This window comes from Bradyrhizobium sp. UBA2491, assembly GCF_002341725.1.
Lineage (GTDB): Bacteria > Pseudomonadota > Alphaproteobacteria > Rhizobiales > Xanthobacteraceae > Bradyrhizobium.
In genome coordinates, this window is record NZ_DDOP01000014.1 from 75041 (window position 1) to 96543 (window position 21503).

Below are 21503 nucleotides of genomic sequence, written 5' to 3' on the forward strand. Positions count from 1 at the left end.
ATGAGCCGCATCGAACGCTTCCTGCCGCGCAGGCATCTGACATCCGTGTCGGCAAGCACCACGCCGGTCGAGACCAATGCGCCCGTTCGGCTCGACATCGCTGACGCGCCGGCCATCGCGGTCGAGAACCTCTGCAAGCAGTTCCGCAGCCATTGGGCCGTGGATGATGTGAACTTCATCGTGCCGAAGGGCTGGACCGTCGGCCTGCTCGGCGGCAACGGCGCCGGCAAGACCACCACCATCGCGATGATCATGGGTCTCGTGATCCCGAGCTTCGGCCGCGCCATGGTGCTCGGCCATGACATGGCGACCGAGCGTCACAAGGTGCTCAGCCGGATGAATTTCGAAAGTCCCTATGTCGCCTTGCCGGGGCGGCTCACGGTGCGGCAGAACCTCATTGTGTTCGGGCGACTGTACGGCGTTGCCGACCTCGAGGCGCGGATCGATGAACTGGTTCAGGATTTCGAGCTCGGTGACGTGCTCGACCGCGTCACCGGGCGGCTGTCGGCGGGCCAGAAGACCCGTGTCGCGGTGGCGAAGGCGCTGATCAACGATCCGGACGTGCTGCTGCTCGACGAGCCGACCGCGTCGCTCGATCCCGACCGCGCCGAATGGGTGCGCAGCCGGCTGCGCGGCTATCAGAAGCGCCGCGGCGCCACCATCCTGCTGTCCTCGCACAACATGACCGAGGTCGAGCAGCTCTGTGACTTCGTCGTGATCATGAGCCACGGCCGCGTCGTCGCGATGGGGCGTCCGGCCGAGCTCGCGGAGCGGTTCAAGTGCCGCGACCTCGACGAGGTCTTCATCCATCTGGCGCGGGTCGCCTGAGGGCGGCCGGTCGGTCCCCGAACCCTCGGCCGGATTGCTGGACCGGACCGCCCTGGGGACGCCCCAATCGGGCAGCCGGGTCGGTCCGCGCACCATCTTTCTGCCATCGAGGCATGGCGATTTGGTTGTTCTTGGCGTAAAGCACCCCAAATCGTCATGCGGCCGTGCCGCCTGCCGGGTACGCAGCTTCAGGTCGTCCCGCTCGACGTTCCGCGCCCGGACCAATCAAGGTTTCCCATCTCGTGCCCTTTCCGACCACAAGTTCGCCGCTCGCCCGCGCCTTGGCTGAGCGCAACTATGAACAACCGACCCCCGTCCAGCTCGCCGTGCTCGCCGACGACGCCGTCGGCCGCGACCTGCTGGTTTCCGCCCAGACCGGCTCCGGCAAGACCGTTGCCTACGGTCTGGCCATGGCAACGGACCTGCTCGGCGACGCCGAGCGGTTCGAGCCGGCCGCCGCACCACTGGCCCTGATCGTCGCGCCGACGCGCGAGCTCGCCTTGCAGGTCCAGCGTGAGCTGGCCTGGCTTTACGAGCATCCCGACGGCCGCGTCGTCTCCTGCGTCGGCGGCATGGATCCGCGCCGCGAGCAGCGCGAGCTGGCTGATGGCGCCCACATCGTGGTCGGGACGCCCGGCCGGCTGTGCGACCATTTGCGGCGCGGCCGGCTCGACATTTCGGGATTGCGGGTCGTCGTGCTCGACGAGGCCGACGAGATGCTCAATCTCGGCTTCCGCGAGGACATGGAGTTCATCCTCGAAACCACGCCGGACAGCCGGCGCACCCTGCTGTTCTCGGCGACGTTTCCGCGCGGCATCGTAGCGCTTGCCAAGCAGTATCAGCAGCAGGCGTTCCGCATCGAGGTCGCCGGCGACGAAGGCGGCCATGCCGACATCGAGTACCGCGCCATCCGGGTCGCCGCCGACGATGTCGAGCACGCGGTCGTCAACATCCTGCGCTTCCATGAGGCGCCGAGCGCGCTGGTGTTCTGCAACACTCGCGAAGCGGTCAGGCATTTGCAGGCGGCGCTGCTGGAGCGCGGCTTCTCGGTGGCTGCGTTGTCCGGTGAAATGACCCAGAACGAGCGGACTCAGGCGTTGCAGGCCTTGCGCGACGGACGCTCCCGGGTGTGCGTTGCGACCGACGTCGCGGCGCGCGGCATCGACCTGCCGAGCCTCGATCTCGTCATTCATGCCGACCTGCCGAAAGACCCTGAGGTGATGCAGCATCGCTCGGGTCGTACCGGCCGTGCCGGCCGCAAGGGCGTCAGCATCCTGCTGGTGCCCCCGGCGCGACGGCGGCGCGCGGAATTGCTGCTCGATCTCGCCGGTATCGATGTGGTCTGGGGTACCGCGCCGCAGCCCGATGAAATCCGCAAGCTCGACCACGATCGCCTGTTGCAGGATGCAGTGTTTTCCGAGGAGGCGACATCGGACGATCTGGCCCTCGCGCAGGCCCTGCTCGCCGAGCGGTCACCCGAGGCGATCGCCTCGGCGCTGGCCCGGCTCTACCGCGCGCGGCTGCCTGCGCCGGAAGACATCCTCGATCCCGGCGAGGGACGGGGCCGCGACCGCGGTGAGCGGGCGTCGCGCCGCGATGATCGCGCCGCCGGGCCGCGCGCGAAGACCGGCAAGTCTCCACGTCATGGCATGGAGGAAGCCACGGTCTGGTTCCGGGCCGCGATCGGGCGCCGCAAGAATGCCGAGGCGCGCTGGCTGCTGCCGATGATCTGCCGCCGTGGCGGCATCGACAAGCGTGACATCGGCGCCATCAAGATCATGGATACCACCACCGAGTTCGAGATCGCGGCGCGGGTCGCCGACTCCTTCGCGGTCAAGATCAAGCGTCCGGACAAGGAAGACAGCATCCGGATCGAGCCGCTGGCCGATGCCCCGAAGGCGCAGGCGTCCCCGGAAAAGCCGCCGCGCGGCTCATGGCGCGATGCGGACGAACCACGCCACAGCACGCCGCGCCGCGACGAGCGGCGGGACGATTCCGCAGCCAAGCGACGCGGCAAGCCGGACCGCGACGCGCGTGCGTTTGTGCGCGAAGCGGGCGGCGGTTCGCGCGACGAAGCAACATCAAGGCAGGACTCCCGGGCCGCATCCCGCTTCGATCGAAGCGAAAAGGGCTCCAAGCCGAAATTCGGCAGCGAACCCGGCTTCGGCAAGAAAAAGAAGCATCGCGGCAAGTCCGGCCACGCCGGAGCCTCACAATGGCCGGAGGTGTCGGCCGGGAAGCCGAAATTCGGCAAGAAGCCAAAGAAGAAGCATCGCGGCTGACGAGGCGCCGGCGTGGCGCCGATCGCGCCTGTTGCCGGCGTCGGTCGAACCATCCTCACCGTCGTCCTGGCGAAAGCCAGGACGACAGTCGTGACGGTGGCGTGCCGCCCGACCAATCACCCAACCTTCCGCCGCCCCGCGCGTTTTGCCGGCTCCTTCGCACCATCCCGCTTCGGTGCGCGCAGTTCCTCGGCGGCGAGTGAGACCACTTCGGAGATCTGCTGGAGCTGCGAGGCGAGCGGAGAGGTCTTGCGCCAGACCATGCCGATGGTGCGCGAGGGCTGCGGGTGCTTGAAACGCGACACCGTGACCGGCGCGGAACGGGTCTCCACCGTCACCGCCATCTCGGGGATCAGGGTGACGCCGATGCCGGCGCCGACCATCTGCACCAGCGTCGACAGCGAGCTCGCGTCCAGCACCTCGCGCGGCGGCGAGGACTGCATGTTGCAGAACGACAGCGCCTGGTCGCGGAAGCAATGGCCTTCCTCGAGCAGCAGCAGCCGCATCTCGCGCAGCATCTCGGCGCTCGGCACCGGCGTGCTGGCATCCTCGCCCGGCCGCACCAGCAGGAAGTTCTCGGAGAACAGCGCGACCTCGGTCAGCGACGGTTCCGACACCGGCAACGCCACGATCGCGGTGTCGAGCCGGCCCTCGGCGACCTCCTTGATCAGCTTTGGTGTCAATGTCTCGCGGACGTGGATGTCGAGCTCGGGATGCAGCCGTGCCAGCGTCTCGATCACCTTCGGCAGCAGATATGGCGCGATCGTCGGGATCATGCCGACCCGCAGCCGCCCGGCGAGCTTGTCGCGCGAGGCGCGGGCGAAGTCGCCGAGCTCGTCGACCGAGCGCAGGATGTCGCGCACGCGGCGCAGCAGCTCCTCGCCAAAACTGGTCAAGGTGACCTGCCGCGCGCTGCGTTCGATCAGCACCCCGCCGACCGCCTGTTCCATCTCGCGGATCTGCATCGACAGCGCCGGCTGCGAGATCGCGCAGGCATCCGCGGCACGTCCGAAATGGCCGTGCCGCGCCAGCGCATCGAAATACCTCAGTTGCCGGAGTGTGACGTTTATCATCAGATTATCTTATTGCCGCGATCATTAAAGTCAATTTCACCTGATGGATTGAGGCGCGTAGAATCGTTCTTGGAAGAGCTCCAGCACATTCCAGAATCCATCACCTCGGAGAAGAAACATGGACGCAAAAACCGACGAAGGCGCGGGCAAATGCCCATTTACGGGCGGGCCTGGCGGGCACACGAATCGTGACTGGTGGCCGGAATCGCTCGACGTTCAGGTGCTGCACCGGAACTCCAGCCTGTCGGATCCGATGGGCCAGGGGTTCGACTACGCCAAGGAATTCAAGACCCTCGATCTCAATGCCGTGATCAAGGACCTCACCGCCCTGATGACGACGTCGCAGGAATGGTGGCCGGCTGATTTCGGCCATTACGGCGGCCTGATGATCCGGATGGCCTGGCATTCGGCGGGCACCTACCGCATCACCGACGGCCGCGGCGGCGCCGGTGCCGGTCAGCAGCGTTTCGCCCCGCTCAACAGCTGGCCCGACAACGCCAACCTCGACAAGGCGCGCCGGCTGCTGTGGCCGATCAAGCAGAAGTACGGCAAGAAGATCTCCTGGGCCGACCTCATGGTTCTCGCCGGCAACGTCGCGCTGGAATCGATGGGCTTCAAGACGTTCGGCTTCGCGGGTGGCCGCGCCGACGTCTGGGAACCGGAAGAACTGTATTGGGGTCCGGAGGGCACCTGGCTCGGCGACGAGCGCTATAGCGGCGAGCGCCAGCTCTCCGAGCCGCTCGGCGCGGTGCAGATGGGCCTGATCTACGTCAATCCGGAAGGTCCGAACGGCAACCCCGACCCGGTCGCTGCCGCAAAGGACATCCGCGAGACGTTCTTCCGCATGGCGATGAACGACGAGGAGACCGTCGCGCTGATCGCCGGCGGCCACACCTTCGGCAAGACCCACGGCGCGGGTGATCCGTCGCTGATCGGGCCGGAGCCGGAAGGCGGAGCGCTCGAGGAGCAGGGCCTGGGCTGGAAGAGCAAGCATGGCACCGGCATCGGCGCCGACGCGATCACGGGCGGCCCCGAGGTCACCTGGACCCAGACCCCCACCAAGTGGAGCAACCACTTCTTCGACAACCTGTTCAAGTATGAATGGGAGCTGACCAAGAGCCCCGCAGGCGCGAAGCAGTGGAAGGCCAAGGGCGCGACGGCCGATATTCCGGACGCGTTCGACTCGTCGAAGAAGCATGTCCCGACCATGCTGACGACCGACCTCTCGCTGCGCTTCGATCCGGCCTATGAGAAGATCTCGCGCCGGTTCTACGAGCATCCGGATCAGTTCGCGGACGCCTTCGCCCGCGCCTGGTTCAAGCTCACGCATCGCGACATGGGTCCGATCCAGCGCTATCTCGGCCCGCTGGTGCCGAAGGAGACGCTGATCTGGCAGGATCCGGTGCCGGCGCTCGATCATGCCGTGATCGACGACAAGGATATCGAGGCGCTCAAGGCGAAGATAACAGCGTCGGGTCTCTCGGTGTCCGAACTGGTGTCGACCGCCTGGGCCTCGGCCTCCACCTTCCGCGGCTCCGACAAGCGCGGCGGCGCCAACGGTGCCCGCATCCGCCTTGCTCCGCAGAAGGACTGGGAGGTCAACGAGCCGGCACAGCTCAAGAGCGTGCTGACCAAGCTCGAAGCCATCCAGAAGGAGTTCGGCAAGAAGGTCTCGCTGGCCGACCTGATCGTGCTCGGCGGCGCGGCGGCGATCGAGAAGGCGGCGAAGGACGGCGGCACCAATGTGAAGGTCCCCTTCACGCCGGGCCGCACCGACGCGTCGCAGGATCAGACCGACGTCGATTCGTTCGCTCCGCTCGAGCCTCGGGCTGACGGCTTCCGCAACTACATCGGCGGCAAGCATCAGTTCATGAAGCCCGAGGAAGCGCTGGTCGACCGGGCGCAACTCATGCGGTTGACCGGACCGGAGTTGACGGTCCTCGTCGGCGGCCTGCGTGTGCTCGGCGCCAACGCCAAGAAGTCGAAGCACGGTGTGTTCACCGGCAAGCCGGGGACGCTGACCAACGACTTCTTCCTCAACCTGCTCGACATGGGCACGGTGTGGAGCGATGCCGGCCAGGGCGTCTATGAGGGCCGCGACCGCAAGACCAAGGCGGTGAAGTGGACCGGCACCCGCGCCGACCTGATCTTCGGTTCGCACTCGCAGTTGCGCGCGTTCGCCGAAGTCTACGGCTCGTCGGACGCCAAGGAGCAGTTCGTGAAGGACTTCGTCGCGGCCTGGGCCAAGGTGATGAACGCCGATCGCTTCGACCTCGTGAAGTAAGCGGCGGACGGCAACAGTCAGGACAGGGCGGTGCTTCGGCGCCGCCCTGTTTCATTTCAGCCATGCTGGTTGAAGAAGAAAGGCTTTCGGCGCTTCTGCTCAGTCGTGCAATTTCATGTCGCGGATCATCTCGTCGAACTCAGCCTGGGTCGGCGCAGTCAACGCCATCTGCGGCGCGCTGTTGGTGGCATAGGGGACGTCGCACTGCGAGGCGTCGCGGCGGGGCTCGAGGATTGCCGTCAGGCTCGCCCAGCAGACGAACAGAGCCACGATCCAGTCCAGTAGGTTGGTCGCCGTCACGGCAGCACCGGCATCAGCATTGTCATGCGGCGATGGTGCAGCCGCCGCGTCCCTTGCGCAATTCGGAAGCTACGAAACGTAACTTCGGCGTAGCCGAGACGAGCACCGGAGCTGCGATGTTAATCGGTCCGGGCCCGCCGTCCGTCGATCGGATAGGCCGGATCGTTGAAGCCCGGCGTCGAGGGATGGCCTGACACGACGAGGCGGTCGATCAGGGCTTCGTCCTCGGCGGTGAAGCGATAGTCGAGCGCGCGGATGTAATCGTCCCATTGCGCCTCGGTACGGGGACCTGCGATCACCGCGCTGACGAACGACGAGTTGAGCACCCACGACACCGCGAATTGCCCGGCGGTGATGCCGCGGCTTTCGGCGTGGCGTTTGATCTCCTGCGCGAGTTGCAAGGATTCCGGCCGCCATTCGGTCTGCATCATGCGCTTGTCGTTGCGCCCCGCGCGGGTGTCCGCGGGCGGCGCGGCATCGGGCGCATATTTGCCGGTCAGCACGCCGCGCGCCAGCGGGCTGTAGGGCACGATGCCGAGGCCGTAATAGGCGCAGGCCGGGAAATGCTCGACCTCGGGCATCCGGTTCATCGCATTGTAATAAGGCTGGCTCGCGACCGGGCGGTCGATGCCGAGCCGATCGCAGATGTTGCAGATCTCGGCGACGCGCCAGGCGCGGTAGTTGGAGACGCCGAAATAGCGCACCTTGCCGGCGCGGATCAGGTCGCCCATCGCGCGCACCGTCTCGTCGAGCGGCGTCGCGTGATCTTCCTTGTGCAGATAGTAGACGTCGATGTGGTCGGTGCCGAGCCGCTTCAGGCTCGCGTCGGCGGCCTGCAACACCCAGCGCCGTGACAGCCCGCCATGGTTCGGATCATCGCCGATCGGATTGGCCAGCTTGGTTGCGAGCACCCAGTTCGAGCGATTGTTCGCGATGGCACGGCCGACGACCTCCTCGGACTTGCCGCCATTATAGGCGTCGGCGCTGTCGATGAAGTTGATGCCGGCCTCGCGGGCCTTTGCCATGATGCGCGACGAGGTCGCCTCATCGGTCGGTCCGCCGAACATCATGGTGCCGAGGCAGATCGGCGAGACCTTGAGGCCGCTGCGGCCAAGCTGGCGGTATTGCATCGGGAAACTCCCTAGCTGTCGTTCTTCAGAATCTTGAACACGCCATTGGCCATCGCGATGCAGCGCTTGTCGACGGTCACCTCGGCGGTGATGAAGATCAGGCTGCGGGTCGAACGCACCACGCGCGGCCGCGTCGTCAGGATCTCGCCGATCTTGCCGGCCTCGACGAAATGGGTGTCGAGCTGCACCGTCGCAAGCGTCGGCTTGCCCGACACGAAGCGCGCCGCCATGCCGCAGGCGCGGTCGGCGAAGGTCATGATCACGCCGCCCTGCACGAGGCCGCGGCGATTGTGATGCTTGTCCTCGGTGATCAGCGCGAGCTCGAGCGAGCCGTCCTTCAGCCGCTCCCACAACGGACCGATCAGCGACAGGAAGCCCGTGGTTTCCGCGACCTTCCAGCCGTCGGATTTGAGTTTGTCCGCGGCCTTGGCCGTCATGTGATGGAGCCCGTTCGTTGAGTGATCGCAGGAGGCATGTCGTTCCGGTCATTTCATCAAACGCTGACGTGGTGTAGTCAAGATCAATGGTCCGCACATTTGACGATGCCACCCGGCGGAATATCGCAGAGCTCTGCGCCGCGTTCGCACGCCTCGCGCCGGCGGATGCGGCGCCGACGCTGAAGCGCGCGGCGGTCGCGATCGCGCTGACTGAAAGCGACGACGACGGCGGCACCGCGTTCCTGCTGACCCGCCGCAGCGCCAGCCTGCGCGCCCATAGCGCGCAATGGGCACTGCCGGGCGGCCGCTGCGATGCCGGCGAGACGCAGGCCGAGGCCGCGCTGCGTGAACTGCATGAGGAGCTTGGGCTTGCGCTGTCCGCGCGCGACGTGCTCGGCATGCTCGACGATTATCCGACGCGGTCCGGCTATCTGATCACGCCGGTGGTGGTCTGGGCCGGCGCGCATGCGGCGATCACGCCGAACCCGGACGAGGTTGCGTCGGTGCATCGCATCGGCCTCGATGCGATCGAGGCCAGCGACGCGTTCAGCTTCGTCATGATTCCGGAAAGCTCGCGGCGCGTGATCCGGTTCCGGCTCGGTGGCCAGCAGATCCATGCGCCGACTGCGGCGTTGATCTATCAGTTCCGCGAGGTGCTGGCCGGGCGCAACACCCGCGTCGCCGATCTCGAGCAGCCGGTGTTCGCCTGGAAGTGACGTTCATCAGACGCGACGGCGCACAGCTTCTCCACGATTCTGTGCGGGGAACACCGCATTGTGGCGAAAATCCTGAACGTGATCGCGGCATCCCGCCGCCCGCGCCCCGAACAATTCCGGGCTGACTTCGCGGCCGCGCTTGCTACAACGAGGTCATGCGCCCGCAATTGATTCGCCTCTCGTCAGGACTTGTCGCGCTTGCGCTCGTTGCCAGCGCGCCGTCAGTGTTGGCCGGCGAGGCCGATGCGCTGCCGCCTTCCGTCGCCAATGCGATGGCGCAGGCATCGCCGCAGGCGATCATGGAGTATCGCCGCAAGCTTCAGGAGTACCAGGAGGCGCGCGCCGCCTTCGAACAGGACGCCAGCGCCTATTGGGGTGCGATCGCCGACAAGCGGCGCGGCCGCAATGCCAAGCGCCGCGACCGCGTGCAGATCACGCTCGACGACTACGTGCTGCAACAGCCGCCGGTCTATGAGGGGCCGAAGCGGCCGGTCAATCCGGCGCCGGAAGAAGAGGGCGGCAAGCCGCCGCGTCCGACGAAAACGCTGCCGGTGGCGGCGGATCTGGTCCGGGCGGCGGCCGAGCATTTCCAGTTCGCGCCGCAGCGGCCGACCTCGGAGGTCGAGTTCAAGCGCGCCTATGCGCGTTACGCGCGCGCCGCAGGGCTGACGCCGGAGCAGGCGGTGCGGGTCTATTCGTTCGAGACCGGCGGCACCGGCAATTACGACGTGCAGGCGGGCATCGAGCATGGCGGCAAGCGCGCCATCTCCACCGCGATGGGCTACAACCAGCTGCTCACCACCAACACCGTCGAGCTATTGGCCGAGCAGGGCCATGAATTCGTGCGCGACCTGACCGAGCGGGTGGCGCGGACGCAGGGGCCGGCGCGCAAGGCGATGGAGCACAAGCTCGCGGTGCTGAAGAAGATGGTCGCGTTCACGCGCACCGTGCCCGACGACTGGTCGGCGCATGCGCGGCTGGCCGACACGCCGCAAGGCTGGGCGTGTCACGCCATGGTGCTCGACATCGATGTCGGCCCGATGCTGCAAACCCACAAGCTGCTGACCTCGGTGATCTTCGCGCGCAACAAGGGCTACAACCGGCCGCTGACCGCGGCCGAGCTCGAGATGATGAACCTGACCGGCGACGGCACCGGGCTCGACATGGTGACCATGCCGCAGGCGATGCGCGAACAGGTGCCGACCGCGAACTTCTTCCAGCGCTCGGGCTACGAGCGCAACCCGGTCGCGATCCGCCACAACACGGTGGCGAGGCTGCTCGCCGTCACCAACGAGCGGATGGACGTCAACAGCAACAAACCCGGCGCCAGGGAATTGGCCGCCGCGTTCTGAACTCTGCCGAAAACCGTCAGAGTATTTCCGGTTCTGATTGAATCAGGACCGGAGTCCGAGACGCTTCTCTCGATGCGTTTACATCACGCGAACCGGCCTCAACTTCGCTCGAAAGCGCTCTAATTCGAGCCGAACATGAACTTGCCGCTGCCTTCGAGATAGGGACCGGAGCGCATGTAGAGCTGGCCGTTCTGGCCGATGAAGAACAGCGTCCCCTTCGGCACCTTCTTGGCGCCCTTCAGCAAGGTGCCGGCATTGTTGGTCCCCATCTTGTAGGCCCAGGTCTTGCCGTCCTTGTCATAGGCGTAGCCCATGTCGGACTTCAACTCCCAGGGCGCGGCCTCCTGCGCGAATGCATATGTCGTCATCGCGGCAAGGGTTACGGTCGTAAAAAAGGTCTTGGTCAAAAAATGCGTCATGATCCCTCCGGCCGAAAAACGGCGTCGTCCCCACGCTTTTGAACAAATCACGAACGCCATTCGCGCGTCAATACGACAATCAGTCCGACCGCTCACGGAGAACGGCGACTTTGTGATTTCCCGCATCAAGCTTGGCGACTATCTTCGCGTTACCGTCTACAAACGCTTCGATTGCCGGAAGCACCACCTTGGGATGATCAGGATGAACCACGTCATGAAGATCGGTATCGGTGTCGCTCTGTCATTCGTGGCGCTGGCGTCAGTCGCGCAGGCGGATGAGTTCAAGCTATCCAACAACCAGCGGATCTCCTGTAGCCGTGGCCTGTCCGCCGGCAAGCTCAAGACGTCGACCTGCAAATCCTACGCTTATTTGTTCAACGTCAAGACCTCGGAGTACTTCCGCTGCCAGGTGTCGCTGGCGCTGACGCAGGACAACAAGGAGGTCATCAACGTCCAGGCCGACGGCAGCTGCACCAAGAAGCCGCGCATCTTCGAGACCGACGGCAATTATACGTTCGACGCCACCGAGACCGAGCCACCGAACACCAACTCGTTTTTCGGCACCGGCGGCTATGCGATCTGGGCAAGCGACACCACCACCCAGAAGATCCGTGGCTGCATCACGATTTCTTCCGGCCTCGGCTCCGACATCTCGAAATGCCTCGACATGACGTTTCAGTGACGGTGAGGGCGGCGTGACGCGCAAGCTGCGCCCGGCCTCGCTGTGCCGCTCCTGGCTGTTTCTCGAAGGCGCCAACGAGCAGGTGCTGCAACACGCCGCCGCCAGTGGCGCCGACGTGTTGATCCACGAGCTCGAGGACTTCACCCCGCCATCGCTGCGCCCAAAGGCGCGGGCGCTGGCGGCCGATCTCTACGCGGCCTGGCGCGACCAGGGCGTGGTGGTCGCGGTCCGCGTCAACCCTCTCGATCAGGACGGCATGGATGACCTTGCCGCCGTGATGCGCGGCGGTCCGGATATCGTCGCGTTGCCGAAGGTCGCCGAGCCGCACCATGTCGCCCGGCTCGACGAGGCGGTGACGCGGTTCGAGCGCGACTACGGCATCGCCGAGGGATCGACGTCGCTATTGCCGAACATCGAGTTCGCGCGCGGCCTGGTGCAGACCGGAGCGATCGCGGTGGCGAGCCGGCGCACCATCGGCTGCCTGATGGCGTCGGAAGATCTCGCCGCAGATCTTGGTGCCGAGCGCGGCAGCGATGGCCTCGAGCTCGCCTACGCACGGCAGCGCTTCATCGTCGAATGTCGCGCGGCCGGTGTCGTCGCGGTCGATTGTCCCTACACCTGGAGCGATGCCGACGGCGTCGCGCGCGACACCGCCTGGGCGCGGCGGCTCGGCTACACCGCAAAGAGCCTGGTCGATCCCGCGCATGCCGCCATCGTCAACGGCGTCCTCACGCCGGGCGCGGATGCGTTGCGCGAGGCGGGCAGGATCGTGGCCGCGTTCGAGGCGGCGCGGACGCAGGGCCTTGGCCGCGTCGAGCTCGACGGCTCGCTGCTTGAAGTGCCGACCTATTCCAACGCGAAACGGCTGATCGCGCGCGGCGAAGCGCTGCGCACGATCGATCGTGACACGGAGACCTGACGCGCGGTGTCGCGTCAGGACGCCGATTCTTTTTCCGAGAAGTGCATGCGCGAGCGGGCGAACTTCTTGACGCCCATCGGCTTGCCGAACAGGTAGCCCTGGACCTGATCGAAATCCATGTCGTGCGCGGCGAGAAAATCCGCGCGGGTCTCGATGCCCTGGGCCACCACCTGCGCGTCGCTGTCATGGGCGAGCTCCACGATCCGCCGGCACACGGTCTGCTTCAGCCGCTGATCCGCGCAGCCGGTGACGTATTGATGGTCGACCTTGAGCTGGACGAAGGGGAAGTTCGGCAGTCCGAGCAGCGACGGCCAGTTGGCGCCGACATTGTCGATCGAGATGCCGATGTTGTGCAGCCCCACGCGACGCGCGACATCGGTCGCCAGCTCCAGATTGTCGACCACCTCGGTGCTGTCGATCTCGATCAGCAGGCCGCCGAACGCGGCGTGATCCGGCATCCGGCGGCACAGTTCGCGCACCGCGTCGTCGTCGGCGAGGAACGAGATCGGCAGATTGATCGAGAGATTGACCGGTCCGATCTGCTCCAGCAGATAGCGCCAGTCCTCGATCGCGCGATCGATCACGAACTCCGACAGCGCATGGAAATGCGGATCGCCTTCATCGGGAATGAAATAGGCCGGCGGCACCACGCCCCAGGCCGGATGGCGCATCCGGATCAGCGCCTCGGCGCCGCTCGGAACCAGCGTCCGGAGATGGATTTTCTGCTGATACCACAGCTCCAGCCAGCCGGCCTTCAGCGCTTCGGGCACGTCCACCGCGGGGCTCGGCGCGGGCTCGAGCGGCAGCAGTGACGCCAGGCTGTCACGCAGGGTTCCGGCACTGAACGGGGTCGACAGCGCCGGCAGCATGGCGATGCCATATTCATCGCCGATCTGCCGGACCGCCTTGACGATGATCGAGTCCGGTTGCCCGATCACGAGGACCTTGCCGCCGTAGTCCTTTCTCACCAAAGTCTCGAGAATTTTACTGACTTCGATGCCGTCCACGGAGACGCCGAGCACCAGAAGATCGGGCCGTTCCGCATCGAGAACGGCGTCGAGTTCCAATGCCTGACTGCATTCACTGGTGATGAAGCCGAGGTCTTCCAGGGCCTCTGCGAGGAAGGTCCGAAGGTGTTTTTTGCTGTCCGCAATGCATGCGCGCGGGGTCAGCTTGCGATGTCCGAACCAGCCGGCCCGTGTGTGTGCGATGTGACTGATGTGATTCATGCCCCGCCTTGTCCGTAGTTACCCCGGCTTGACTCGTACATCCTGGAGCGGCGGCAATCATGGAATTTTCTGGTTCATACATTGATTGGCTCGCTAACCTTAAAGGATTCAATTCGAATCAAATGATGCTGGAACCGCTGTGTTTCACCGCTGTCACGGCTGCAACAAATGCGTCATCCGACGTTCATGCGCGCGATCGAGCTGAATTCGAACGCGGGAAAAATGCGCGCCGCGCATGTCTCATCGGGGGACGGCGTTAATGACTGTGTTGTCGCGCCAACGCCGGCGCCGAATTGCATCATTGTCGGACATCGGATCGCTTTCACGCGAGGTGATCCGTCGAAACGTCGCGGAGTTGCGACGGCGAATCGGATCACCGGTCGCGCGATGCCGACGCAGCACGCGTAACGTCGCGGTCGCCACTCGCAACGTCTCCGGCATCAACGCGCGGTCGCGGATCGGCCTCGAGACCTCGTCCCATTTCTGTTTGGTCGGGACGTCGATCGCGAGATCGGGACCGCGCCCGTCCCGCATGTCGGCGGGGCGAGGTGCAACGCATCGGGCGCGCGCTGCACGGTCCGAGACGGCTGCAAGTAATACCTCGCGGCGTGATCGCCCATCTCCCAATCCGCTTGCGCGCAGAGTTCCCGTATCGGCCACGCGATGCGGCCTTCGGGATTTCAGTCACGTATGCGTCATTTGGATAGGTTGACCCGGCGGGGGTGTCCGGCCAATTTCCGGCCGGCTTAGGGGAGAATAATGCTCATGAATTCAAGGTTGACGGCCGCTGCGATCGTGGCAGCCAGCGTTTTGTCGGCGCCTGTCGCGCAGGCCCAGCAGTTCATCAATGTGCTGACCGGCGGCACCTCCGGGGTCTACTATCCGCTCGGCGTCGCGATGGGGAAGATCTACGGCGAGAAGATTGCTGGCGTGAAGACCCAGGTGCAGGCGACCAAGGCTTCGGTCGAGAACCTGGTGCTGCTGCAGCAGGGCCGCGGCGAGATCGCCTTCACGCTCGGCGATTCGCTGAAGGCCGCCTGGGAAGGCGACGCTGAGGCCGGCTTCAAGACCAAGCTCGACAAGCTGCGCACCATCGGCGCGATCTATCCGAACTACATCCAGATCGTCGCCACCGCCGAAAGCGGCATCAAGACGCTGGCCGACCTCAAGGGCAAGAGCCTGTCGGTGGGCGCGCCGAAGTCCGGCACCGAGCTCAATTCGCGCGCGATCCTCGCGGCCGCCGGCATGAGCTACAAGGATCTCGGCAAGGTCGAGTATCTGCCGTTCGCCGAATCGGTCGACCTGATGAAGAACCGCCAGCTCAACGCCACGCTGCAATCGGCAGGACTCGGCGTCGCCTCGCTGAAGGATCTCTCGACCTCGAGCGAGATCAACGTCGTCGCCGTGCCGAAGGAGACCGTCGACAAGATCGGCCCGCCCTTCGTTTCGGTGATCATCCCGGCCAATACCTATACCGGCCAGGACAAGGATGTGCCGACCGCGGCGGTCGTGAACTACCTGGTCACCTCCAGCGCGGTGTCGGACGACCTCGCCTATCAAATGACCAAGCTGGTCTACGAATCGTTGCCGGAACTCGCCAACGCGCATGCGGCGGGCAAGGAGATCAAGCTCGAGGCCGCCGCGACCGGCAGCCCGGTGCCGCTGCATCCCGGCGCGATCCGCTATTACAAGGAAAAGGGCCTGATCAAGTAAGGCCAACGCATCTGCTCCTTCGTCATTGCGAGGAGCAAAGCGACGAAGCAATCCATCTCTCCGCTCGTGGTGAGTTGGATTGCTTCGCTTCGCTCGCAATGACGGGGCGCGTTTTTCCTGACGCGACTTTCGGTGGGTGAGCTCTGCAGATATAAGCGTCGCGGGCACGGCGGGGGATTGATTCAATGCAGCAGCAGGCTGGGGGCGTTGAGCCCGTCAAGGTCGAATTCGACAATTTCGAGCATGGCTTTCCGGAAGGTTTCGGCCCCGGCGCCTGGGGGCATCTGGCCTATGCCATCGGCCTCGCCTTCGCGGTGTTCCAGCTCTATGTCGCGGCCTTCAACTATTTGCCGAGCCAGGTGGTGCGCGGCGTCCATGTCGGCTTCCTGATCCTGTTGACCTTTGGCCTGATCGGCAATTTCACCGCCAAGACCGCGTTCGGCCGCGCGGTGAGCTGGATCGTCGGCGCGAGCGGCTTCCTCTGCGGCCTCTACCAGTGGATCTTCTATGCCGACCTGATCGCCCGTGACGGCGATCCCACCCACATGGATCTCGCGGTCGGCACGCTGCTCGCTATCCTGATCTTCGAGGGCACGCGGCGGCTGATGGGGGCGGCACTGCCGCTGATGTGCGGCGCCTGTCTGCTCTACTGGTTCTTCGGGCAGTATCTGCCGTCGCCGTTCAACCATCGCGGCTACGATTTCGACCAGATCGTCACCCATCTCTCGTTCGGCACCGAAGGCTTCTACGGCGTGCCGATCTACGTGTCGGCGACCTACATCTTCCTGTTCATCCTGTTTGGCTCGTTCCTGGAACGTGCCGGCATGATCCAGCTCTTCACCGATGTCTCGCTCGGCCTGTTCGGGCGCACCCGCGGCGGCCCCGCCAAGGTGGCGGTGTTCGCTTCCGGCATGATGGGCACGATCTCCGGCTCCGGCGTCGCCAACGTCGTCACCGTCGGCCAGTTCACGATTCCCCTGATGATCAAGTTCGGCTATCGCCGCGCCTTCGCCGCCGGCGTCGAGGCCACCGCCTCGATGGGCGGCCAGATCATGCCGCCGGTGATGGGCGCGGTCGCCTTCATCATGGCGGAGACGCTCGGCGTGCCCTATTCGGAGATCGTCAAGGCGGCGGTGATTCCGGCGATCCTGTACTTCGCCTCGGCATTCTGGATGGTGCATCTGGAAGCTGGCAAGCATGGCCTCGTCGGCATGAAGCGCTCCGAGATCCCGAGCGCCTGGAAGGCGCTGGTGGCGCGCTGGTACCTGGTGCTGCCGCTTGCGGCGCTGGTCTACATGCTGTTCGAGGGTTTCACGCCGCTCTATGCCGGCAGCATGGGGCTGGCGCTGACGGTGGCGCTGATCCTCGGCGCCAGCATCACGCTCGGCGTCTCCAACACCGTCGTGCGCTACATCTTCTGGATCGGGCTGGCGCTGGTGGTCGCCGCGGTGTCGCGCCACGGGCTCGAGATCGTCCCGGTCATCGGCGTCGTTGCCGGCCTCATAGCGATCGCCGCGATCACGCGCGGCGGCCGCGCCACGCTCAGGGCCTGTCGTGACTCGCTCGCCGACAGCGCCAAGTCGGCGCTGACGGTCGGCATGGCCTGCGCCATCGTCGGCACCATCATCGGCATGATGACGCAGACCGGCGTCGGCACCATCTTCGGCAGCTGGATCATCGGGCTCGGCGACAAGAGCCTGTTCCTGGCGCTGATCATGACGATGTTGCTGTCGATCCTGCTCGGCACCGGCATCCCGACGATCCCGACCTACATCATCACCGCCGCGCTCGCCGCCCCGGCGCTGGCCAAGCTGGGGGTGCCGCTGATCGCAAGCCACATGTTCGCGTTCTACTACGGCATCATGGCCGACCTCTCGCCGCCGGTGGCGCTCGCGGCATTGGCGGCGGCGCCGATCGCCAAGGAGAACCCGGACAAGATCGGCTGGGAGGCGATGCGGATCGCGCTTGCCGGCTACGTCATTCCCTTCATCTTCGTTTATTCGCCGGCCTTGATGTTGCAGGGCGGGGACCCGATGGCCGCGCAGCTCGGCTTCTACGGCGCGGTGGCACTGGCGAGTTTCAAGGCGCTGGTGGCGATCGCGCTGTTCGGCATCGTCGCGATCGGGTTCCTGTTCACGCGGCTGAGCTGGATCGAGATCGCGGTCGCGTTCGGCGCCGCGCTCTGCCTGCTCGGCGATTTCCAGTTCTCGGATACGGCGGGCTTCACGCTCGCCGCCGCTGTCGTGCTGTGGCAATGGCGGCGACGTCCGCGCGATGCGGTGGCCGCAGCTTGAGCCTCTGCCTTGCCTCCGCAGGGGTCGTGAAGACGCTGAAGGTCGCGGCATTCACGCTGGCCTGGACCCATTCGATCGAGAAGACCGCATGGCAGGAAGACTGGCTGGTCACGCCCGCCGGGCTCACGTTGCAGCAGGCCCGCATCAAGGGCACTGGCGCCGGCATGGAGCCGCCGCCGGACGCACGCCTCGTCAACGGCTGGTTTCAATGGTCGCCGCAGCCCATGCCGAGGGCCGAGGTCGTGCTCGGCAATTCCGGCGCCGCCGGCGAATGGCACCTGTGCGCGGCGGGACGCTGCCAGACGCTATCGGAGATTTTCCGGCATCCGATCGGTGCTAATGTCACCACGATGAGAGCTTGCAACGATCGATAGCCCGCATGAGCGGCGCGATATGCGGGAAAACCGCCCCGGATATCGCGGCGCTCATCCGGCTACGATCGTCACAACGACAAACGGGAGAACGACCGATGGATCGGCTCAAGGGCAAGGTTGCGATGGTGGTCGGCGCGGGCTCGATCGGGCCGGGCTGGGGCAATGGCAAGGCGACCGCCGTCACCTTTGCGCGCGAGGGCGCCAGCGTGTTCTGCGTCGATCGCAACGGCGCCGCCGCCGAGGAGACGGTCAAGATCATCACCGAGGAGGGCGGCAAGGCCGCCGCTTTCACCGCCGATGTCTCGCGCGCCGCCGAGGTCGAGGCGATGGTCGCGGCCTGCCTGAAGGCCTATGACCGTATCGACGTGCTCGACAACAATGTCGGCATCGCCGAGGTCGGCAGCGTGGTGGAGGTGGCGGAAGCCGAGTGGGACCGCGTGTTCGCGGTCAATCTCAAGAGCGCCTATCTGTCGATGAAGCACGTCATTCCGGTCATGATCAAGCAGGGCGGCGGCTCGATCATCAACATCTCCTCGATCGCCTCGATCCGCCATGTCGGCATCTCCTATGTCAGCTACAATGCGAGCAAGGCGGCGATGAACCAGATGACGCGCTCGACCGCGGTCGAGTTCGCCTCCAAGCATGTCCGCGTCAACGCGATCCTGCCCGGGCTGATGAAGACGCCGATGGTGGCGCATTCGGCGGGGCTGGCGCAAAGCTACGCCAAGGGCGATGTCGAGGCGATGTGGCGCGCCCGCGACGCGCAGGTGCCGATGGGCCACATGGGCGATGCCTGGGACGTCGCCAATGCCGCGCTGTTCCTGGCGTCAGACGAATCGAAATATGTCACCGGCATCGAGCTCGTGGTCGACGGCGGCATCACCTCGAAATCGGGCGCCTGAGCAACGAACGATCGGTTCATCTCTCCCAAGGGAGAGGTGAAGCTCCGCTGCCGATCCAGTTCGACCCAATCTCTTCACGCTTACACCTCGGCGCTGAGCTCGGCGCGGTCGAGTTCCTCCTCGACCAGATGGAACGCGTCGTCGCCGATCGCCTCGGTGCGGCGCAAACCGAGCAGTGCCTGGCGCGCGGCGGCAATGGCGCGGCGCCGCAGCGGATCGGCCGGCAGCTCGCGCGAACTCAACCCGCCATCGGTCTCGGCGCGCAGCAGCACGGCGCGGTATTCGAGCCGCAGGATCTCGGCTTCCTCCGACGGATCGGTTTCGATCGCCTCGAGCGCGGCACGAAAGGCGATGCTGCGGGCATGCGCCGCCTCGCGTCCGACCGGATCGTCGTCATCGAAGTTCAGCGCCAGGATCAGCGGCCGCAAGGTCAGGCCCTGGATCACCAGCGAGCCGAGCACCACGGCAAACGCCGTCAGCAGGATCAGGTCGCGATACGGAAACCATTCGGGCAGCGCGAACGCCGCCGCCAATGTGACGATGCCGCGCATGCCGCACCAGGATACGATGAAGCCGCGCTTCAAGGTCGGCACCGCCTCCACCACATCGGCGGGCAGCAGATGCCGCGCTTTCAGGGTGCGCAGCAGCGCGCCGTACGGCATTACCCAGAGGATGCGGGCGAGGATCACCACGGCGAGGATCGCGGCCGCGAAGCTGCAATATTTCCACCGCACCTCGGCGTCGAGGTCCGACCAGATCGGGCGCAATTGCAGGCCGATCAGCATGAAGGCCAGCACGTTGAGCACGAAGACCACGGTTTCCCACACCGCATAGGACGACACGCGCAACCGTGCCGAGGTGCGCGCCGGCGCGGTGCGGGCGATGGTGATCGCATAGGCGATGATGGTGAGGATGCCGGACAGCCCGAGATGCTCGGCGATTATCCACACCATGAAGGTGCCGCCGAACTGGGTGATGATCGCGCTCGGCGCCTCGGTGACGCGGCGGGTGATCATCATCCAGACCTGCGCAAACAGGTAGCCGGCAGCGAGGCTCCCGACCAGCGCGATCGTGATCGATGGCACGAACTCGCGGATCTTCATGTGCTCGGCGGCGACCAGGCCGACCGCGACCCGATAGATCAGCAGCGCGCTGGCGTCGTTGAGCAGGCTTTCGCCCTCGAGGATCTTCTGGATCCGGTAGGGCAGCTTGACCTGGCGCAGGATCGCGGTGGCGGCGGCGGCGTCCGGCGGCGCCACGATCGCGCCAAGCGCAATCGCAACCGGCCATGGCATGTCCGGCCGCAGCCAGTGCGCGACCACGGCGACCGCCGTCGTCGTGACGCCGACCGCGACCACGACCAGCGTCGAGACCGGCAGCCAGTTGTTGCGGAGATCGCGCAGCGAGGTGTCGAAGGCGGCGTCGAGCAGCACCGGTGCGACGAACAGCGCCAGCGCCAGTTCCGGTTCCAGCGCCCAGGTCGGCGCCCACGGCAGCAGCGTCAGCAGCACGCCGCCGATCGCCAGGAAGGTCGGGTAGGGCACCTTGATCCGCCGCGCCAGCGCCGACAGCGCCACCGCTGCGAGCAACAGGCCGATGATCCATTCGAATGTCAGCAAGGCGAACCCCCGGATGCGGCTCCGAATGCGGTTGCAGGTGCAGCCGATCGTCGCAATTGACGTATAATCCAGCGTGTGGTTTTGCGGCAAATGGTGTGCGGCCGGCAACGGGAGACCGGCGGGCCGCGCATCGAAGGGAACGTTGTCTCGGTGATCGACATGCGACGCAATTCTGCAACTCTGGGCGCGGCGCTGGTCTGCGTATGGCTCTCGGCCGGCGTTGCGCGCGCGACGAGCAGCGAGCCCGGCAAGGATGTGCAGGCCGATCCCGGCCCCTGCGTCGCGGCGGCTGCTGCGGCGGATGACGACAAGACCATCGAGGTCTGCGGCGCGTTGATCGACAATGAGAAGACCGCGAGACCGGATCGGATCAAGGCCCTGACGGCGCGCGCGGGCGCCTATGACCGCAAGCAGATGATCGATCGGGCGATCGCCGATTACGACACCGTGCTCCGGCTCGATCCGTCGCTCGCCGATGCCCACAATGCGCGCGGCGAGCTCTGGCGCCGCAAGGGCGACCGGCCGAAGGCGATCATGGATTTCGGCGCGGCCGTCAAGCTCGACCCGAACCATGCCGCGGCCAAGGCCAACTACAAGTCGCTGTCGCTGGAACTGGAGCGGATCGGCGCGATGATGGCGGTCGCCGGCAAGCCGAGCTTCGATTGCCGCAAGGCGCGCCGCCCGGTGGAAAAAGCAATCTGCGCCAATCCCGAGCTCGCCGATCTCGATCGCGAGATCGGCGCATCGACCTTTCGCGCGGTGCGCGAGGCAAAGGACCCGCGTCAGGCCCGCGAGTTGCAGCGCGCGCAGGATCAGTTCATCGTCCGCCGCAATGCCGAATTCGGCAAGCCGGGCTACGATCTGCAAAAGGCAATGCGCGAGCGGTTGCAGCAGATCAACGGGGTCGACGGCTATTAGTGCTAACGTCGGTGAGTTTGCGGCTTGAATTA

Annotated in this window: 19 protein-coding genes; 12 read left to right on the forward strand and 7 right to left on the reverse strand. The window is 65.7% G+C overall.

The window, feature by feature from the left end:
* Together B2W55_RS03675 and B2W55_RS03680 are read left to right on the forward strand one after the other, a co-directional pair.
* A complete protein-coding gene (locus B2W55_RS03675) occupies positions 1-828 on the forward strand; it encodes an ABC transporter ATP-binding protein (protein ID WP_080891001.1) in 828 nt (275 codons plus the stop codon).
* A 242-nt stretch (positions 829-1070) separates the two neighbouring features.
* Positions 1071-3110 carry a DEAD/DEAH box helicase gene (locus tag B2W55_RS03680; RefSeq protein ID WP_024579055.1) on the forward strand — a complete coding sequence of 680 codons (2040 nt, stop codon included), beginning with the start codon at positions 1071-1073 and terminating at the stop codon, positions 3108-3110.
* Positions 3111-3226: 116 nt separating this feature from the next.
* Here the strand turns inward: B2W55_RS03680 and B2W55_RS03685 are convergent, their stop codons facing one another.
* The gene (locus tag B2W55_RS03685) at positions 3227-4183 is read right to left on the reverse strand and encodes a hydrogen peroxide-inducible genes activator (RefSeq protein WP_024579056.1); all 957 of its coding nucleotides are present in this window, start codon (positions 4181-4183) and stop codon (positions 3227-3229) included.
* Positions 4184-4301: 118 nt separating this feature from the next.
* Here B2W55_RS03685 and katG point away from each other — a divergent pair, with 118 nt between their 5' ends.
* The gene (katG, locus tag B2W55_RS03690; protein ID WP_024579057.1) at positions 4302-6467 is read left to right on the forward strand and encodes a catalase/peroxidase HPI; all 2166 of its coding nucleotides are present in this window, start codon (positions 4302-4304) and stop codon (positions 6465-6467) included.
* A 99-nt stretch (positions 6468-6566) separates the two neighbouring features.
* On the opposite strand, the gene B2W55_RS03695 is transcribed toward katG, so the two are convergent.
* The 3 genes from B2W55_RS03695 to B2W55_RS03705 form a co-directional block, all read right to left on the reverse strand.
* Complete coding sequence (locus B2W55_RS03695; protein ID WP_024579058.1) at positions 6567-6767, reverse strand: hypothetical protein; 201 nt, start codon at positions 6765-6767, stop codon at positions 6567-6569.
* Between the two features lie 119 nt (positions 6768-6886).
* Positions 6887-7897: an aldo/keto reductase gene (locus B2W55_RS03700; protein ID WP_024579059.1), complete on the reverse strand. Its 1011-nt coding sequence runs from the start codon at positions 7895-7897 to the stop codon at positions 6887-6889.
* 11 nt (positions 7898-7908) lie between these two features.
* Complete coding sequence (locus tag B2W55_RS03705; protein WP_024579060.1) at positions 7909-8334, reverse strand: PaaI family thioesterase; 426 nt, start codon at positions 8332-8334, stop codon at positions 7909-7911.
* A gap of 86 nt (positions 8335-8420) precedes the next feature.
* Between B2W55_RS03705 and B2W55_RS03710 the strand changes: the two genes are divergently transcribed.
* Together B2W55_RS03710 and B2W55_RS03715 are read left to right on the forward strand one after the other, a co-directional pair.
* Positions 8421-9050, forward strand: a complete 630-nt coding sequence (locus B2W55_RS03710; protein ID WP_024579061.1) for an NUDIX hydrolase — start codon at positions 8421-8423, stop codon at positions 9048-9050.
* A 155-nt stretch (positions 9051-9205) separates the two neighbouring features.
* Entirely contained in the window at positions 9206-10402 is a 1197-nt protein-coding gene (locus tag B2W55_RS03715) for a hypothetical protein (protein ID WP_024579062.1), read from the forward strand.
* A 119-nt stretch (positions 10403-10521) separates the two neighbouring features.
* Here B2W55_RS03715 and B2W55_RS03720 read toward each other — a convergent pair whose 3' ends face one another.
* The gene (locus B2W55_RS03720) at positions 10522-10821 is read right to left on the reverse strand and encodes a hypothetical protein (protein ID WP_024579063.1); all 300 of its coding nucleotides are present in this window, start codon (positions 10819-10821) and stop codon (positions 10522-10524) included.
* 202 nt (positions 10822-11023) lie between these two features.
* Here B2W55_RS03720 and B2W55_RS03725 point away from each other — a divergent pair, with 202 nt between their 5' ends.
* Complete coding sequence (locus tag B2W55_RS03725; RefSeq protein ID WP_024579064.1) at positions 11024-11503, forward strand: hypothetical protein; 480 nt, start codon at positions 11024-11026, stop codon at positions 11501-11503.
* 13 nt (positions 11504-11516) lie between these two features.
* Positions 11517-12422 carry an HpcH/HpaI aldolase/citrate lyase family protein gene (locus B2W55_RS03730; protein WP_024579065.1) on the forward strand — a complete coding sequence of 302 codons (906 nt, stop codon included), beginning with the start codon at positions 11517-11519 and terminating at the stop codon, positions 12420-12422.
* A 14-nt stretch (positions 12423-12436) separates the two neighbouring features.
* Here B2W55_RS03730 and B2W55_RS03735 read toward each other — a convergent pair whose 3' ends face one another.
* Positions 12437-13651, reverse strand: coding sequence for an EAL domain-containing response regulator (locus B2W55_RS03735; RefSeq protein ID WP_024579066.1), 1215 nt, complete (start codon positions 13649-13651; stop codon positions 12437-12439).
* A 765-nt stretch (positions 13652-14416) separates the two neighbouring features.
* On the opposite strand from B2W55_RS03735, the gene B2W55_RS03740 reads away from it, so the two are divergent.
* From B2W55_RS03740 to B2W55_RS03755, 4 genes are all read left to right on the forward strand, one after another.
* Complete coding sequence (locus B2W55_RS03740; RefSeq protein ID WP_024579068.1) at positions 14417-15364, forward strand: TAXI family TRAP transporter solute-binding subunit; 948 nt, start codon at positions 14417-14419, stop codon at positions 15362-15364.
* 185 nt (positions 15365-15549) lie between these two features.
* Positions 15550-17658 carry a TRAP transporter permease gene (locus B2W55_RS03745; protein WP_024579069.1) on the forward strand — a complete coding sequence of 703 codons (2109 nt, stop codon included), beginning with the start codon at positions 15550-15552 and terminating at the stop codon, positions 17656-17658.
* On the forward strand, positions 17655-18032 hold the full coding sequence (locus tag B2W55_RS03750) for a DUF1850 domain-containing protein (RefSeq protein ID WP_024579070.1): 378 nt from the start codon (positions 17655-17657) through the stop codon (positions 18030-18032). The genes B2W55_RS03745 and B2W55_RS03750 overlap by 4 nt, the downstream gene beginning before the upstream one ends.
* Positions 18033-18127: 95 nt before the next feature.
* Complete coding sequence (locus B2W55_RS03755; RefSeq protein ID WP_024579071.1) at positions 18128-18934, forward strand: SDR family NAD(P)-dependent oxidoreductase; 807 nt, start codon at positions 18128-18130, stop codon at positions 18932-18934.
* A gap of 80 nt (positions 18935-19014) precedes the next feature.
* Here the strand turns inward: B2W55_RS03755 and B2W55_RS03760 are convergent, their stop codons facing one another.
* Positions 19015-20553 carry a cation:proton antiporter gene (locus tag B2W55_RS03760; RefSeq protein WP_024579072.1) on the reverse strand — a complete coding sequence of 513 codons (1539 nt, stop codon included), beginning with the start codon at positions 20551-20553 and terminating at the stop codon, positions 19015-19017.
* A 159-nt stretch (positions 20554-20712) separates the two neighbouring features.
* Here B2W55_RS03760 and B2W55_RS03765 point away from each other — a divergent pair, with 159 nt between their 5' ends.
* On the forward strand, positions 20713-21471 hold the full coding sequence (locus B2W55_RS03765; RefSeq protein ID WP_024579073.1) for a hypothetical protein: 759 nt from the start codon (positions 20713-20715) through the stop codon (positions 21469-21471).
* Positions 21472-21503: the final 32 nt, after the last annotated feature.